At 69.8% G+C, this 14,795-nt stretch carries 11 protein-coding genes; 3 read left to right on the forward strand and 8 right to left on the reverse strand.

Annotation, left to right across the window (positions count from 1 at the left end; translation table 11 throughout):
* Positions 1-51: 51 nt before the first annotated feature.
* Positions 52-1,581, forward strand: a complete 1,530-nt coding sequence (locus ACF08W_RS25060) for a hypothetical protein (RefSeq protein ID WP_392280595.1) — start codon at positions 52-54, stop codon at positions 1,579-1,581.
* An 83-nt stretch (positions 1,582-1,664) separates the two neighbouring features.
* Here the strand turns inward: ACF08W_RS25060 and ACF08W_RS25065 are convergent, their stop codons facing one another.
* From ACF08W_RS25065 to ACF08W_RS25075, 3 genes are all read right to left on the reverse strand, one after another.
* Positions 1,665-2,540, reverse strand: a complete 876-nt coding sequence (locus tag ACF08W_RS25065) for a geranyl diphosphate 2-C-methyltransferase (RefSeq protein WP_392280596.1) — start codon at positions 2,538-2,540, stop codon at positions 1,665-1,667.
* Between the two features lie 17 nt (positions 2,541-2,557).
* Complete coding sequence (locus ACF08W_RS25070) at positions 2,558-3,922, reverse strand: family 2 encapsulin nanocompartment cargo protein terpene cyclase (RefSeq protein ID WP_392280597.1); 1,365 nt, start codon at positions 3,920-3,922, stop codon at positions 2,558-2,560.
* Between the two features lie 110 nt (positions 3,923-4,032).
* Complete coding sequence (locus tag ACF08W_RS25075; RefSeq protein ID WP_392280598.1) at positions 4,033-5,445, reverse strand: family 2B encapsulin nanocompartment shell protein; 1,413 nt, start codon at positions 5,443-5,445, stop codon at positions 4,033-4,035.
* 606 nt (positions 5,446-6,051) lie between these two features.
* Here ACF08W_RS25075 and ACF08W_RS25080 point away from each other — a divergent pair.
* Positions 6,052-6,741, forward strand: a complete 690-nt coding sequence (locus tag ACF08W_RS25080) for a hypothetical protein (RefSeq protein WP_392280599.1) — start codon at positions 6,052-6,054, stop codon at positions 6,739-6,741.
* A 192-nt stretch (positions 6,742-6,933) separates the two neighbouring features.
* Here ACF08W_RS25080 and ACF08W_RS25085 read toward each other — a convergent pair whose 3' ends face one another.
* The 5 genes from ACF08W_RS25085 to ACF08W_RS25105 all read right to left on the reverse strand — a co-directional run bounded on the left by ACF08W_RS25085 (position 6,934) and on the right by ACF08W_RS25105 (position 12,861).
* On the reverse strand, positions 6,934-8,463 hold the full coding sequence (locus ACF08W_RS25085; protein WP_352273102.1) for a UDP-N-acetylglucosamine 1-carboxyvinyltransferase: 1,530 nt from the start codon (positions 8,461-8,463) through the stop codon (positions 6,934-6,936).
* A gap of 278 nt (positions 8,464-8,741) precedes the next feature.
* On the reverse strand, positions 8,742-9,365 hold the full coding sequence (locus ACF08W_RS25090) for an RraA family protein (protein ID WP_392280600.1): 624 nt from the start codon (positions 9,363-9,365) through the stop codon (positions 8,742-8,744).
* On the reverse strand, positions 9,362-12,286 hold the full coding sequence (locus tag ACF08W_RS25095) for a trypsin-like peptidase domain-containing protein (protein WP_392280601.1): 2,925 nt from the start codon (positions 12,284-12,286) through the stop codon (positions 9,362-9,364). The genes ACF08W_RS25090 and ACF08W_RS25095 overlap by 4 nt, the downstream gene beginning before the upstream one ends.
* Positions 12,273-12,590: a trypco2 family protein gene (locus ACF08W_RS25100; protein WP_392280602.1), complete on the reverse strand. Its 318-nt coding sequence runs from the start codon at positions 12,588-12,590 to the stop codon at positions 12,273-12,275. The genes ACF08W_RS25095 and ACF08W_RS25100 overlap by 14 nt, the downstream gene beginning before the upstream one ends.
* Positions 12,591-12,705: 115 nt before the next feature.
* A complete protein-coding gene (locus ACF08W_RS25105) occupies positions 12,706-12,861 on the reverse strand; it encodes a hypothetical protein (RefSeq protein WP_385205828.1) in 156 nt (51 codons plus the stop codon).
* Positions 12,862-13,305: 444 nt separating this feature from the next.
* On the opposite strand from ACF08W_RS25105, the gene ACF08W_RS25110 reads away from it, so the two are divergent.
* Positions 13,306-14,643, forward strand: coding sequence for a DUF6801 domain-containing protein (locus ACF08W_RS25110; RefSeq protein WP_392280603.1), 1,338 nt, complete (start codon positions 13,306-13,308; stop codon positions 14,641-14,643).
* Positions 14,644-14,795: the final 152 nt, after the last annotated feature.

The following is a 14,795-nucleotide window of genomic DNA, read 5'->3' on the forward strand; positions in this document are numbered from 1 at the left end:
TGGGAGACGACGGCGGGCATCGGGCGGTTCGGGACGTGAAGGAAGATCGGGATGACGCAGGCCGTGGTGAGTGAGCTGGACGAACGGGTCCCGGGACGCCGGTGGACGGTGCGTCTGGACGCCGCCGACCGGGGCGGCGCGGCGGTGCGTGTCTCGTGCAGCCGCCCCGCCTGCGCCGAGCAGCGGCTGCCGACCGCGGCGGCCGGCCGGGCGGCCGCGGTCGCCCACCTCAAGGCCCATCTGCGCGCCGCCCCCGCACCCCGCCCCGAGGCCTACTGCGCCTGCCGGACCGACGGCTGCCGGGCCCACATCCCCGACACCGGCCGGCCGACGCGTACCGAACCCTGGCGGTGCGGCGGGCCGATTGTCCTGGCCGTCCTCACCGACCGGGAAGGGCGCTGGTGGCAGGCGCTGGAGTGCTGCTCACGGTGTGCGGCGGCCACCCCCGGGGCCAGGACCGTGGGGCAGGCCCCCGCGCCCCGGACCGGCGGCCGGCCGGTGCCCGCGGCCACCGGTGCCCCGCACTTCTCCGACCAGCAGGCCGCCGCCGAGGGCCCGGGCCCGGTCCCGGCCCCCCGCCCCAAGCGGCCGCGCCGACGGCGCCCCCTGCCGAAGATCGCCCAGCGGATCATCCCGTACGACCTGCGCCCCCTCACCCTGCGGGACGAACTCATCGAGCTGGGCGACCTCTTCCGCTCCTATCAGGAGCGCGACGAGCCCGATCTGGCGCTCCTGGCCGAGCTGCACAGCCGTAAGGCGAGGGCCTTCGTGGCCTGGGCCGACGCCACCGGCGACATCCGCCTGCGGCTGGAGGCGGAGCGGGCCGAGCAGGCCGCCGCGGCCGCCGATCTCCAGCACCAGCACCGCACCGGAGGCGCCCCGGGCGGCGGGCCCCCGGTGGACCGGGTGCTGCCCGTACCGGCGCAGTGGGAGAACGCGCGCTCCGTGCTCGCCCATGTGGCCGGTCACGCCCCGCTGCCCGGACCGGAAGCGCGCCTGCTGGTCCTGATGCTGACCCTGCGCACCGCGCACACCGGCACCGGCAACCTCGTCGGCCAGGACCTCACCGGGCTGGGCCTGGCCGACCCGGGGGAGCTGGTCGAGCGACTGACCGACTGCGGCTGGCTGGAGCTCCCCGGCACGGTCGCCGACCTCCTCGCCTCCCGGCCGGAGAACGCCACCCCCATCACCGTCCCCTCGCTGGTCCCCGAGGAGGACGGGACGCAGCCCTTCGGATTCGGCAGGAAGATGCGGCCCAAGCTCTCCGGCTGGGCCCAGCGGGTCGTCTCGGAGAAGAAGCTCCGCAAGTCCAAGCCGCCCGCCGAAGCCCGGCTGTTCGCCCTGACCCTGGCCAGCCGGACCGATGCGTCCGGCCGCCTGGGCCGGGACGGCCAGGGCATCGCCCTCGACGTGCTGACCGCTCAGGTCCCGGTCGATCCCGCCGAGTTCCAGCCCCTGGTCGACCGGCTGACCACCGTCGACTGGCTCACCGACGCCGCCTTCACCGACACCCACCTCACCGGGCAGCTCTCCGAGCGGATCCTCCCCCTCACCTGCCCCTTCCGGCCGGGCGGCCCGTAACGGCCGCACGGCCACGGGCAAGGGCCCGCCCCCGGACACCGTGCGTGGCGTCCGGGGGCGGGCCCTCGTGGTTCCGCGGAAGGTCACACGCGGTCGGCCGCGATGAGGACGTACTGGAAGGACCCGTCCCGGTACGAGTTGATGAACGCCTCCTCGATGCCCGTGACCAGCGAGGACGTGGCCCGCAGCTCCCAGTAGGGAAGCGTGTCGGGGGTGAGGTCGATGACGGCCTGCGGCACGAGGCGGTTGTCTGCCATGGCGCGCAGGTACTCCCGGCGCGAGTGGATGTTGCACTCGAAGTGCGCGTTGATCTGCGAGACCCACTTCGAGGGCTGGCCGTACCGAGGGTTCCAGCAGCCGGTGATGGTCACGTAGCGGCCGCCGACCGAGAGCACGCGGGAGTGCTCGGCGAAGAGGTCCTGCAGGTCGACGTACATGCTCGACTCGTTGTTCCACGACGCCGCGGCCGAACCGGTCTCGAAGGGCATGTCGAGCATGTTGCAGACCTGGGCGCGGACGTGGTCCTGGAGGCCGAGTTCACGCGCGCGGCCGTTGGCGAACTCGGCCTGCTTGGCCGAGAGCGTGACACCTTCGACCTTGCATCCGAAGCGCTGGTGCGCCATCACCATCGAACCGCCGCGGCCGCAGCCGGCGTCCACCACGGTGTCGTCCCGCCCGATCTCGCCGAGGTTCCCCAGCAGGAAGTCGGCCTGCGCCGACTCCAGCCGGTGGAGCTCGGTGATCAGCTTCTTCTCGCGCTCGCTGTCCTCGGGGGTGCCGAGCGCGGCGTGGTCGATCTCACCGATGCCGTAGTGGTGGTGGTACAGGCCGTCCACGGCGCCCAGCCGCAGGTTCACGGGCCGGGCCTCCCCGTCCCAGTAGCGGGCGATGTCCCCCTGGTACGGCGTCGCCGGGTTGGGGATGCTCAGGGGAGCGGTGGTGAGTTCGGTGTTGGTCACAGGTGAATCCATTCTCTTTACCAGAAATCGGGCAGGCTGTAGCGGTAGGTGTTGGACTGGTGCCAGTGGTGGTTTCCGTCGACCCAGGCGGCCACCCCCCGCAGGAACCGCTGCACCTGCGGTACGGGGCAGTCGGCGGTCAGGGCGGCGGCTTCGCGCTCGAAGGCGTGCATCAGGTCGTTGTGCACCTCGATCGCCTTCAGATAGGCCGCCCGGTCGGAGAGCCCCTCGCGCTCGGCGATCACCACCGGCAGGTTCAGGTGGCGACCGGGGGTGTTGAGCTCCTTGGTGTAGGAGTACAGGTCGTTCACGATGGTCGTCGCGTTGCCCGCGAGCGCGATGACCTTCTGCATGGCGGGGTGGGCATGCAGGTCGGCGGGGAGTTCGTAGCCGCCGACCGTGTCGGTGATGGTCGGGCAGGGGCGGAAGTTGTTGAACTGGCGCATCGCCAGGTACTCCCACACCTCCGGCACGTGGTCCATCTGGGCCCAGGCCGCTTCGGCGAGGTATCCCATGTGCAGCCGGGCCATGTCGTGCCGGAACCGGTCCGCCTGGGAGGGGCTGGCCGCCCGGACGAAGTACTCCATGGCGGAGCGGTAGGCGCGGCGGGGCGCGTCCGAGTGGAGCGACTTCGCCCACTGCGGCTGGTACTCCTCCGTCGTGTGCAGATGGTCGAGGGCGGTGTGCGCGAGCAGCAGCCGTTCCCCGAGACCGTCGGGGGAGCCGCCGTGGTCCTCGCAGTAGCAGTCGTCCACCGCGTTCTCGGCCACCATCAGCCGGGTGGCGAGCATCAGATGGTCGATGCTGGGCGCGTCCGGGTGGCAGCCGACCATGTAGCGGCCCACGGAGAAGCCGTCGAACTCCTCCTCCCAGTCGTCGGGATAGAGCGAGACCTCGTCCAGCGCCCAGGACTTGATCCTCCGGCTGACCTCCTCGACCCGTACCGGGTCGGGCTCGGGCAGCGGGTGGTGGTAGAGGCCCGGAACCGGGGTGCCCTCGCCCGCACCCGTACCCGGTGCGGGCGTCGGCGGTTCCTCCCGCAGGGTCAGGCGCAGGCCCGCCGTGCCCAGCCCGCTCGGGCCGCGCAGCGCCGACCCCGGGCCGGCGGTCGGCCGCGGAGCCTCCGCCGCCGGTACCGACGGAGCGGGTCCGACGGGCAGGGAGGGCGCCACGGGCAGCGACGGTGCGGCTGGCAGGGACGGTGTGGCGGCAAGCGAGAAAGAGGAGGAGGACGAGGCGGGAGCGGGCGGCGCGGAGACCGGGCCGATGGCGGCCTTCACATCGCGGGCATGGGCGACGACGGCGGCGAGCACCCGCTCCCCGAACTGGGAAGCGGCCTCGGGCAGACTCGACTGGGGCGGTGGCAGCTCGGGCGCGGGCATCGGTGGCTCCTTGGCTCCTTCGGTGGGTGAGGACGGCTGTTCCCGGCCCCGGGGCATGCGCGACCGCCCCGGGAACCCGGGGTTTCGCACGAAGTTCGTTCCGGGCGCCGCTACTTGGGCCAGTGGGCGATCTGCACGTTCTCCAGCACGCCGACCGCGTCGGGCACGAGGATCGCGGCGGAGTAGTAGGCGCTGACGAGATAGGACGTCATGGCCTTCTCGTCGACGCCCATGAAACGGACCGACAGGCCCGGCTGGTACTCGTCCGGCAGCCCGGTCTGATGCAGGCCGACGACGCCCTGCTTCTCCTCGCCGGTGCGCATCACGAGGATCGAGCTGGTCTTCTCCGGCGTGATCGGGATCTTGTCGCAGGGCAGGATCGGAACCCCGCGCCAGGCCGTGACCCGCTGACCGTCGAGGTCGATGTGGTCCGGGTAGATCCCACGGGCGTTGAACTCGCGCCCGATCGCCGCGATCGTCCGGGGGTGCGCGAGGAAGAACTTGGAACTCCGGCGCCGGCAGAGCAGTTCGTCCAGGTCGTCCGGGGTCGGCGGACCGGCGTGGGGCTGGATGCGCTGCTTGAAGTCGGCGTTGTGGATCAGGCCGAACTCCCGGTTGTTGACCAGCTCGTGCTCCTGGCGCTCGCGCAGCGCCTCGATGGTGAGCCTGAGCTGCTCCTCGGTCTGGTTCATCGGCCCGTTGTAGAGGTCGGCGACCCTCGTGTGGACCCGCAGCACGGTCTGGGCGACCGAGAGTTCGTACTCGCGCGGGTTCAGCTCGTAGTCGACGAAGGCGCCGGGCAGTTCGTGCTCGCCCGCGTGGCCGGCCGACATCGCGATCTCCGCCTCGCCCCGGTGGTTCTGCCGCTGACGGGAGCGGGCGGAGAACGCTTCGAGGTGGCCGTGGAGGCTCGGAGCCATGGACCGCACGGCCGTGAAGTCGGCGCGGGACAGGGTGAGCAGGGTGCCCGACGTCTCGGCGACGACGGTCTGCTCCCACCGGGCGTCCTCGTCCAGCAGGGCCTTCTCCCCGAACCGGTCGCCGTCGGCGAGTACGTCCAGGACGACCGCGTCGTCGTACGCGCCGACAGCGGTCTGCCGGAGGCGGCCGTGGGCGATCAGATGGATCCGGTCGGCGGGGGCACCGCCCTCGACCAGCGTCTCGCCCGCCCGGAAGTCGCGCTGAACGCACCGGTCGGCGAGCGCGGTCAGCGCCTCCACGTCGTCGAAGCCGCGCAGCAGGGCCAGCTCACCGAGCTCGCGGGGGATCACCCGGACACGGGAGCCCTCCTGGACGAACTCGATGGTCCCGTCGCCGACCGTGTAGCTCAGACGACGGTTGACCCGGTACGTCCCGCCCTTGGCTTCCACCCAGGGGAGCATCCGCAGCAGCCAGCGGGAGGAGATCTCCTGCATCTGCGGCGCGGACTTGGTCGTGGTGGCGAGATTGCGGGCAGCCGCCGTCCCCAGACTGGCCTGCCGGGGCAGCTCCGGCCGTACTTCCGGGCTCGATCCAACCGTCATCGGGCAAGCTCCCCTTGCTGAGGTCGGCGACACGCACGTATGCGGACGTCACTGGGTAACTGGAGGGAACAGGGGGTATCTGGATGGGAACCCGTCCAGATCCAGGGGAACACTAATAGCCGCTTCGCCCTCCGGGGCAAGGAAAGCCGCTGACATTAACTCGATACGATGATCGTGCCCGCATGATGTTTGTTCGAGCATCGACCTGTTCCAGCCGTACCGGACCCCGCTCCCGAACAGCGCCGAACCTACGGCCCGTTGCCGCGAACGCGGGGTGTGTCCGTTCCCTGGGCTGGGCCTCCCGATGGCGGCGGTGCGGATGCCGGGAGCGAAGCGGACGGTGACGGCAAGCCCGTTCGGGCCGGTGCGAGGGCAGTGTGTCCGGCGCTCGACGGTCGGCGGGGCGCGTGCGGCCGTGTGCTATAGAACCTCGTTCATCGGTGTGGACGAGGTTCACGAGGGCCGAACACCGATCTGTGGAGCGGGGCCTTGTCGGTCGGCGGGGCCGGTCATGCGCAGGGTGATGCCGGTCGTCCGCTGTCCGGACCGGTGGACGGGCGGACACGGCTTAACGTCGTGTGACGAAGCCATTCGGACAGGAGAAGAATGCGACCCGAGCGATACGGAGCGGCTGGCGACACCGTCGCGCTGCGTGAACAGCTGCGGCATGTCTACTGGATCGGTGGCGGAAGTGGGGCGGGCAAGTCGACGATTGCTCGCCGCCTGGCGGATCAATACGGGTGGCAGCTCTACGCGACCGACGACGTGATGTCGGAGCACGCGGACCGGACCACACCCGAAGAGGCCCCGTTCCTGCACCGGTTCATGGCCATGGATATGGACGAGCGATGGGTGAACCGGTCTCCGGACACCATGCTCGAGACCTTCCACTGGTTCCGTGGTGAAGGCTTCGGGCTGATCGTCGAAGATCTCCTTCGGCTGCCATCGGAACCCTGTGTCATCGTCGAGGGCTTCCGACTGTTGCCACACCTCGTGAAGCCGCTGCTCTCCGTTTCCAGCCAGGCGATTTGGCTCCTCCCCACCCCGGAGTTCCGCCACGCCGCGATCCGGAGTCGGGCCACGCCCGGAGAAGGGTTCATCTGGAAGACCAGTGATCCTGAGCAGGCCGGCCGCAACATCGCAGAACGCGATCACGCCTTCGTGAAACGTCTCTACGAGGAAACGAAGCGTCTCGGGCTGCGTGCCATCGAGGCTGGCACCACGATGACCGAAGACGATCTCGCCGAGCGGGTGACCGAAGTGTTCTTGGGCCGTCGCTCAACACCTGAGGAGTGAGAGGCGGATCACCAGGTCTCCAGGAACGATGCGGCCGCCCACAACCAGGCGCGGGACTTCCAGGAGGAAGTCATTGGTCTTGTCCTGCCGAGATCGCCGACAGGGACATCCTCCCAGCCACCTCGCAGGTCAGTAGGCGTGCTGAGGTGTCGTGCCCTCTTCCCTCCACGGGGCACGACACCTCATCGCCGGTCAGATGTCCCGGAAGATCTCGATCTGGGCGCCCACGGAGTTGAGCCGTTCCGCCAGCTCCTCGTACCCCCGGTTGATGACGTACACGTTGCGCAGGACGGACGTGCCCTCGGCCGCCATCATGGCGAGCAGGACCACCACCGCCGGGCGCAGGGCGGGCGGGCACATCATCTCGGCGGCGCGCCAGCGGGTCGGGCCGTCCACCAACACCCGGTGCGGGTCGAGGAGTTGGAGCCTGCCGCCGAGGCGGTTCAGGTCGGTGAGGTAGATGGCACGGTTGTCGTAGACCCAGTCGTGGATCAGGGTCTGGCCGTGGGCCGAGGCGGCGATCGCCGCGAAGAACGGCACGTTGTCGATGTTCAGCCCGGGGAAGGGCATGGGGTGGATCTTGTCGATCGGCGCCTCCAGTTTGGAGGGGCGGACCGTCAGGTCGACGAGGCGGGTGCGGCCGTTGTCGGCGACGTACTCCGCCGTGCGGTCGCAGTCGACGCCCATCTCCTCCAGGACCGCGAGCTCGATCTCCAGGAACTCGATCGGTACCCGGCGGATCGTCAGCTCGGACTCCGTCACCACGGCGGCGGCGAGGAGGCTCATCGCCTCGACCGGGTCCTCGGAGGGGGAGTAGTCGACGTCCACGTCGATGTGCGGGACGCCGTGCACGGTCAGGGTCGTCGTGCCGATGCCGTCGACGCGTACGCCCAGGGCCTCCAGGAAGAAGCAGAGGTCCTGGACCATGTAGTTGGAGGAGGCGTTGCGGATGACGGTCGTGCCGTCGTGCCGGGCGGCGGCCAGCAGGGCGTTCTCGGTCACGGTGTCGCCGCGCTCGGTCAGCACGATGGGGCGGCCGGGGGTGACCGTGTGGTCGACCTGGGCGTGGTAGATGCCCTCGGTCGCGGCTATCTCCAGGCCGAAGCGGCGCAGCGCGATCATGTGCGGTTCGATCGTGCGGGTGCCGAGGTCGCAGCCGCCCGCGTACGGGAGCTTGAAGCGGTCCATGCGGTGCAGCAGCGGGCCGAGGAACATGATGATGGAACGGGTCCGGCGGGCGGCGTCCGCGTCGATCGCGTCCATGTCGAGGCTGGCGGGCGGGACGATCTCCAGGTCGGTCCCGTCGTTGATCCAGCGGGTCCGTACGCCGATGGAGCTCAGCACCTCCAGGAGGCGGTAGACCTCCTCGATGCGGGCGACCCGGCGGAGCACCGTACGGCCCTTGTTGAGGAGCGAGGCGCAGAGCAGTGCCACGCACGCGTTCTTGCTCGTCTTGACGTCGATGGCGCCGGAGAGCCGGCGGCCGCCGACCACGCGCAGGTGCATCGGTCCGGCGTATCCGAGGGACACGATCTCACTGTCGAGCGCCTCGCCGATGCGCGCGATCATCTCAAGGCTGATGTTCTGATTGCCGCGCTCGATGCGGTTGACCGCGCTCTGGCTGGTGCCGAGCGCCTCGGCGAGCTGGCTCTGCGTCCAGCCCCGGTGCTGGCGGGCGTCGCGTATGAGCTTGCCGATGCGTACGAGGTAATCGTCTGACATGGCGAAAGGTTATCTCAGATATGAGATGGGCCGATCGGCAGGGTGCGCCATTCGGGTGACGCATGGGCGTGTCGGCGCGGCAGTTGCGGCCCCGGGGCGTGGGCGAGCGCCGTCCGGGGCGTTGTCGCCTTCCATGTTCCGCCCGGCCCGTCGCGGCCGCCCGCGTTGCGCGTCCGTACGGGGCAGCCGGGAGGCGTCCGTACCGGGGGGAACGGGGCGGCGGGAACGGGGGAGTGCGGGCCCCGGACTCCTGCCCGGGACCACGCACTCGTGGCGGGTCAGCCCTCGAAGCCCGCGCCGCGCAGGATCGCGTCGATACGGGTGCGGTGGGCCGTCTCCCAGTCGTCCAGGCTCTCCGCGGCCTCCTTGGCCGCCTTCGCCCGCGCGTCCAGGAGGACCTGCCCGGCGCCGGAGCGCGGGACGACCACGACACCCTCCTCGTCGGCCACCACGATGTCACCAGCGGCCACGTCGACCCCGCCGCACCGCACGGGGTGGTTGAGCGGCTCCACCGCCTTCTTCGTTCCCGGGATGGGGATGACCCCCCTGGCGAAGACCGGGAAGCCCATCGCGCGGACCTCGGCGAGGTCGCGGATCACCCCGTCGGCCACGAAGGCGGCTATGCCCCGGCGTTGGGCCACGGCGCACATGTTGCCGCCGGCGAGCGCGAAATCGACGTCACCCGACTCGACGACGATGACGGAGCCGGGCTCCGCGCGGTGGATGGCCGCGTGCAGCATGAGGTTGTCGCCGGGCGGGCACCGGACCGTGAACGCCGGTCCGGCGACCCGGGGCGACGGCGTCCACAGGGGCCGGATGCCGATGTCCATGACCTGCCCGCGCCCCAGGAGGTCGGCGAGGGTGGTCGGGGAGACGTCCGTGAACTCGTTCGCGTCGTTCATGTTCCTCCGTCGTCCGGAGCGGATCGGTGCGGTGTGGTGCGGGGGCCGGCCACGGTCCGGGGCCCGTCGTCATCCGCTTCGGCCGGGCCGCTGCCCCGGCCGGGCTCCTTGGGAGGCTTGGCGAGGTGGTCCCGCAGTTGTGCGTGGCGGAACTGGTAGACCGCGCCGGTCCGGCGCAGGACGCCCCGGTCCCAGGCTTCGTCCAGGAAGGCGTTCACCCGCCAGGGCAGGTGCCCCAGCAGCGGCAGCCAGAATCGGACCAGGACCAGCCACCGGCCCCACGCGGTCAGGGTGATGACCCCGAGTGCGCCGGCGAGTCCGGCCGAGATCGCGTGCTGCAGGCCGAGGGCGCGGCCGTTGAAATGCGTGACCGCGGCTCCGTATCCGAGGGCGAGGGCCAGCCCCGCCGCGGATGCCTGGACGAGCACAATGGTGCGGTTCGTGCGCAAGCGGTCCGCCGCGTCGGTCGATTCGTTCGGCTCGGGCTCTCTCTCGAACCAGGCCGTCAGTGTGAGGACGATCCCGATTCCCAGTCCGATCAGAGGCCCGGCCACTATCCAGTTTCCGAGGATCAGGGCGACCGCGAGCCAGGGGAACGCGAGGGCCTTCGCGTAGACCGCGATCGCGCCACCGTAGACGATCCCGAAGACGACTCCGCCGGCCAGCCCACTGCCGGCTCTGGGGAGGAAGCTCTTACGCACCCTTTCCCACCGCTTCTGTCTCGTCTCGCTGCCTATCGCGATCTGCATGCGGGACGGTTTGAACGGGCTGCCGACGTCGATCTTCGACGCGATTCCGTGTACGAGCCCGAAGCCCACCCCGATGCCCAGGCCGTTCATGAACAAGGTCAGGGACACCGACAAGGGGGCTTGCGCCAAGAAGCCGACGAGGACGCACACGGTTCCTGACACGAGCCCGCACAGTGACCCCGAGACGAGCATGCGCATGGGCAGGCTCATGGCCGTGCCCAGTTGCCACCAGGCGATGTCCTGGGCGTCCCACTGCTGTTGCTCGGGCCGCTGCCTCCTGGGCTGTTGCCTCTCGGGTTGCCGTTCCGGGTGCGGGTGCTTCCCGGGCCGTTGTTCCTGGCGCCGCTGTTGCTCGCGGCGCTGCTTTTCCCTGCGCCGCTCTTCCTCGCTCTGCTGTCGTGCGCTCAGCACCGTCAGATGCGTGGCGAGGTAGCCGAGCCATTTCTTCGCGTTGTCGGCGCTCCAGCGCTGACGCCTCGGGGCGTCCGGATTGTGCTCGCTGCTGTACGCCCTGCTGAGGAAGGAGTCGAGAAGGTGCCCCTGCAGAGCGGTCGGAGAGTCGTGCTGGGCGAGCTCCAGCAGGTCCGCGGGCCTGCCGCCGGACCTACGGAAGTGCTCGGCCATGGTGAACATCAGGGGAGTGGACAGTACGTCGGCGAGCCGGGCGACGGCAACGTCGCCACTGTCCTGGTCGTTCAATTTCTTCAGGACGTCCTCCCACGCTCCCAACTCGCCCAACTGGTCGTTGTAGTCGGCGAGGGTGAGGCCCGTCAGCTCGATCCCCGGGAAGAGCCCTCCGTCTTCCTGGACGCTGACGAGCGCCTCGGGGCGGCTTGTCAGCAGTATCGGGAGTTTTGAGTCCTTGAGCTTGTTCAGCGCGGGTTTGTAGAGCTCCTTCGCCATCTCGTCGAACCCGTCCAGGATCGCGAGAATGTCACCGTTCTCGAGCAGTTCGGCGGCCCATGTCCTCTGTTTACTGTGGTGCTGCCCGGCCAGGAAGGGGTGATCCCGTTCCAGACGTTCGGTCAGCCAGTCGTCGAGCTGAATGGCAGGATTCCATGATCCTAGGCTGAAGATCACCGGGACCAGTCCCTGTTCGATCCAGCCGACGTCCTTCAGCCGCGCATGGGCGAAGCGCCGGATCAGGACGGACTTCCCCGAACCGGCCTGGCCCAATACCAGTAGTTTGCTGCGTTTCTTCTCCAGGTAGACAGCCGCGATGTCATTCAGCAACTGTTCCTGTCCCGGTCGGGGAGTGGACGCCAGCGATTCCGAGATCCTCCTGGTATCGCTCTTCCTGCCGGTGATTTCCTCGGGCGCGGCCTTGCAGTGCATGGGCAGCGGACGTCCGTTCCGTACTTCCCTCTGTACCGGGTCCCGCTTCAGTTCGGCGAGGAGGATGTCCTTGAGGCCATGGAGTTTCGCGATCCGCGGGTCCGGGCGGCTCGGCGCGGGGTCGTCCGTGCGGGTGGCGGGTGGCGCTGAGACGTCGGCGAGCGCGGGCGGCGCGACGCCGCATTTCCGCAGGGCCTCGACGAAGGTGGGTTCGGTGGCGAACCTCCGGGCCGGAAGGGCACGCAGGCGGCGGTTGTCGAACTCCTCGTCGTTGTGGATGACAACGCCGACGAGGTGGTCCTGGCAGAAGACCGCGGCGCCGGAAGCCCCGGCCCACGCCTGCGTGTCGTTCGGGGATATGCGCGGCGCGACGTACTGGTTCAGGGAGTACAGATCCTGGGAGCCGTAACCGCCGGCCAAGGGAGGGAGCTCCCCCCTCAGGTGTTCCACATTGTGCTGCCCCTCCTTGTAGACCGCGAAGGGGAACGCGAGACCGTCGTAGCGCACGATGGCGTTGCCGACGGCGCGCCCCCAGCGCACCGTCCCGCGGACGTCCGTCTCGTCCTTCAGCCGCAGCAGGGCGACATCGAGTCCGTCCGGGCCGACCCAGCACACCTTTCCGGGAAGGAACGGGCGGTCCCGGCCGGTGTCCTTGGGGTGCCCCACGCCCACATGGATCTCATGGGACGCCGAACCGACGCTCGCGCGGACGACGTGTCCGGCTGTCAACACCAGGCCGGGAGCGATGAGATAGCCGGTGCCGACGCGGCGGACCCGGGCAGCTTCGCTGACGCGGATCAGGGCCAGTCTCTGGCGTTCCAACTCAGCCCTCGTCATCCCCGGAATCGAACGGCTGGAAACTGATCTCGGGGTTGTTACCTCCTGCGGCCCGGTCTCTCACCTGCAGTTTCAGAGTCAGCTTGTGTGAGCGGGAAGTGGAATGGGATCCGGACCCGCCCGCGGTGGCCACCCCGAACTGCAACTTCCCCTCGCCCTTGACGTCGTCACGCAGTTCCAGCAGCAGTTCGAGCTGGGCCTCCTCGATCCGGAAGGCGAACTGCTGCTGGGATCCCTGGGCCTGGGCCTGGTAGAGCTCCTGCCGCAGCTCCTCGATGGCTGCGGCCAGCCCGATGGTCGTCATGGCTGCTCCTCGTCGACTGTGCGGTGGGGGAGGGGTGGCGACAAGTGATCCTGCTGATTCCGGTCCCCTTGGTGAACCGGTCGGCAGGCACGACCTGTTGTTCCCTTTCCCGGGCTTATTCGATCTTGCCGATGGAGTGGTGGGCCGGGGTGGCCCGTGAACGGAAGCCGGTCTGGATCCCGGTGGGGGCGAGTGCGAGTCTCTGCCTGGTGACGGGGGCGCACGTGGGCGGGTTCCGACCCTGAGTGGGGTAGGGCGAGTCGGTCGTCATCGCCGTACCGTACCGGAAGTTGTTGTTGTGCGGGCTTCGTGAAAGATCACCCGCGGGAGAGGAATCCGGAGCGGGGTGCGAGGGCTACCAGGGGTGCTGAATTCCTGATGTACAGTCAATTTGAAGGAATGGCGATGCCTTCGGCCGAAGGCGGTGTCGCCGTGGTCGCCCCTCGTGCCCGGCATTGTGACGTTCCGTCGTACGGGCACGGTGTGTGTGCCGCGAGAGGCATCACTCAAAGGCCGACCGCCCTCCTGGGAGTACGCCACGTGCCTCACGGAACCGGAGCCGCCCGGGCGGTGTCTTTCCAGTGACGTCGAGGATCCCGCCGGTCGAGATCGTCCGGGATTCGCGAATCCGGTACGGGTGTGCGGCCTGGAGAAACACCAGGAATGAGAGCCATTCCGCAATCGAACACCCTGAGCAACAGACGGGGGTCAATTCATGATCACCAAATGCGGCGGGCCAAGGGCAGGGTTGATCCTTGGGGCCGCGACAACTTTGGCGGCGGTGAACGGAGTCGTGGGCATCGTCGGTGCCGGAACGGCTGCCGCGCAACCATTCGCCCGCACATTCGACTACACATGCTCGTCCCCCGTGACCGGCGCTCAGCCGACCAGGGTGAAGATCGAATCGAACATCCCGGATTCGATCAAGGTCGGCGAGCCCGGCAGGACCATCTCCGTCGACGCGGTGGCGACGGTGAGCGCGGGGGTCACCGACTGGCTCACCAGGATCGGCGCGCAGACCCTTGAGGGCACCGCGAACGCGACGGCCCATGTCGACGGGCCCCAGACCGACTTCGACATGAAGGTTCCGTTCCGCATGGCCAGGACGAAGGTTCCGGCGTCCGGTTCGTTCAAGGTCGCCGCGACCGCCAGCGTGACCACGCCCACCTTCAGTCGGCCGGGCAAGGGCACGGTCACCGCCGGCGACCTCGCCCTCCATCTCGTCGCCACGAACGGGTCGGCGCAGGCCTGGGCCGACGCGCCGTGCACCCTGAACGCCAACAGCAGCAACTTCGTGAAGTCCTTCGACATCACGAAGCCGGGTTCCGGGGCCTCCACCGCTCCACGGCCGACGACCGGTACGAAGCCGCCCGCCTCGCACCCGGGTGCCGGATCGGCGGCATCCGCTCCTCCGAGGCGGACGTCCGGGTCGGGGCCGTCCACCGGATCCGGGCGGACGACCGGACCCGTGACCGCAGACGTTCCGAAACCGGCCACGTCGGCTGCGGGTGGCGCGCCCACGTCCGGCACGCTGGATCCGGAGGCTTCCGGCCCCGCGGCCGCGATCAGCCCCACCCCGGTGGCCCAGGGCTCGGCCGAGCCCGTGATCGCCCGTGGGGCCCCGGCCACCGGCCTCGGCGTCAGGGAGTTCGTGCTGCTCGCCGTAGGTGTGCTCGTCGCCTGCGTCGGCACCTTCTTCCTCGGTATGCGGCTGAAGGCCCGTCGCGGCGGTGACGGCGGAGCGGACGGGCGGCGCGTCGTCCCGGAATGTGGGCCGCTGCCCGGGGCCGTCGAGAACGGAAGGCCCGATGCCCCGGGCCACGGGTACGGCGTGGACGTCGTCGTCCTCGGGCACCAGGGGCGCGACGCCAGGCCGGTGGCGCGTGCGGGCGGGAAGGTCGTGGGCGGCCAGGCCCGTTCGGCGTCCCGGCATGTGCTGCACCGGGTCGGCCGGCAGGGCGCGGGGGTGCGGTCGTGTGCGGGCGCCGATGCGAACGGCCGGCTCCCGGAACCACTCGGCGCGGATGACGCCGATGACATGGCCGTCCGCTGATCCGATCGGCTGGAAGTCCGACACCGGCCGCCTTCGTGAGGCGCCAGCACAAGGGTCGTCCCCCAGTTCGTGGGCGGGGCGGCCCTTCGTCGTGCCCGGGGGCCTGTCGCCCGGCCACCTACCCCGATCAGGTCGGAGAAGAGGCTCGTGCT

This window comes from Streptomyces sp. NPDC015144 (assembly GCF_043079735.1).
Classification (GTDB): Bacteria; Actinomycetota; Actinomycetes; order Streptomycetales; family Streptomycetaceae; genus Streptomyces.